At 51.3% G+C, this 1,570-nt stretch carries 1 tRNA gene and 1 rRNA gene; both read left to right on the top strand.

Annotation, left to right across the window (positions count from 1 at the left end):
- A 16S ribosomal RNA gene (locus ACTXGE_RS12440) occupies positions 1 to 1,331 on the top strand; the annotation flags it as partial.
- A 153-nt stretch (positions 1,332 to 1,484) separates the two neighbouring features.
- Positions 1,485 to 1,561: transfer RNA gene (locus ACTXGE_RS12445), tRNA-Ile, on the top strand.
- Positions 1,562 to 1,570 lie beyond the last annotated feature (9 nt).

A 1,570-nucleotide genomic window follows, 5' to 3' on the forward strand; every position in this document is an offset into this window, starting at 1 on the left:
TGCTCTCGCTATTAGATGAGCCTAAGTCGGATTAGCTAGATGGTGGGGTAAAGGCCTACCATGGCGACGATCTGTAGCTGGTCTGAGAGGATGATCAGCCACACCGGAACTGAGACACGGTCCGGACTCCTACGGGAGGCAGCAGTGGGGAATATTGGACAATGGGGGCAACCCTGATCCAGCCATGCCGCGTGTGTGAAGAAGGCCTTTTGGTTGTAAAGCACTTTAAGCAGTGAAGAAGACTCAATGGTTAATACCCATTGACGATGACATTAGCTGCAGAATAAGCACCGGCTAACTCTGTGCCAGCAGCCGCGGTAATACAGAGGGTGCAAGCGTTAATCGGAATTACTGGGCGTAAAGCGAGCGTAGGTGGCTTGATAAGTCAGATGTGAAATCCCCGGGCTTAACCTGGGAACTGCATCTGATACTGTTAGGCTAGAATAGGTGAGAGGAAGGTAGAATTCCAGGTGTAGCGGTGAAATGCGTAGAGATCTGGAGGAATACCGATGGCGAAGGCAGCCTTCTGGCATCATATTGACACTGAGGTTCGAAAGCGTGGGTAGCAAACAGGATTAGATACCCTGGTAGTCCACGCCGTAAACGATGTCTACTAGTCGTTGGGTCCCTTGAGGACTTAGTGACGCAGCTAACGCAATAAGTAGACCGCCTGGGGAGTACGGCCGCAAGGTTAAAACTCAAATGAATTGACGGGGGCCCGCACAAGCGGTGGAGCATGTGGTTTAATTCGATGCAACGCGAAGAACCTTACCTGGTCTTGACATATCTAGAATCCTGCAGAGATGCGGGAGTGCCTTCGGGAATTAGAATACAGGTGCTGCATGGCTGTCGTCAGCTCGTGTCGTGAGATGTTGGGTTAAGTCCCGCAACGAGCGCAACCCTTGTCCTTAGTTACCAGCGGTTTGGCCGGGAACTCTAAGGATACTGCCAGTGACAAACTGGAGGAAGGCGGGGACGACGTCAAGTCATCATGGCCCTTACGACCAGGGCTACACACGTGCTACAATGGTAGGTACAGAGGGCAGCTACACAGCGATGTGATGCGAATCTCAAAAAGCCTATCGTAGTCCGGATTGGAGTCTGCAACTCGACTCCATGAAGTAGGAATCGCTAGTAATCGCGGATCAGAATGCCGCGGTGAATACGTTCCCGGGCCTTGTACACACCGCCCGTCACACCATGGGAGTTGATTGCACCAGAAGTGGGTAGCCTAACCTTTTAGGATGGCGCTCACCACGGTGTGGTTGATGACTGGGGTGAAGTCGTAACAAGGTAGCCGTAGGGGAACCTGCGGCTGGATCACCTCCTTATAGACGGCATTCTTCTTGGCAAGAATTCACAACAAGTTGTTCTTTAGTTTAGTTTGTTTATAAGCCTTAGGCGTAAGCAAGTAACAGCAAATCCCCTTTAAGGGATTTACTCTTGCGAAGCTAACAAAGCAGTGCTTTGTTTAAACGCTTCTCAGGCCTGTAGCTCAGCTGGTTAGAGCACCGTGTTGATAACGCGGGGGTCGGCAGTTCAAGTCTGCCCAGGCCTACCATTATTTAGG

The sequence above is a fragment of the Psychrobacter sp. T6-4 genome, assembly GCF_052258425.1.
Classification (GTDB): domain Bacteria; phylum Pseudomonadota; class Gammaproteobacteria; order Pseudomonadales; family Moraxellaceae; genus Psychrobacter.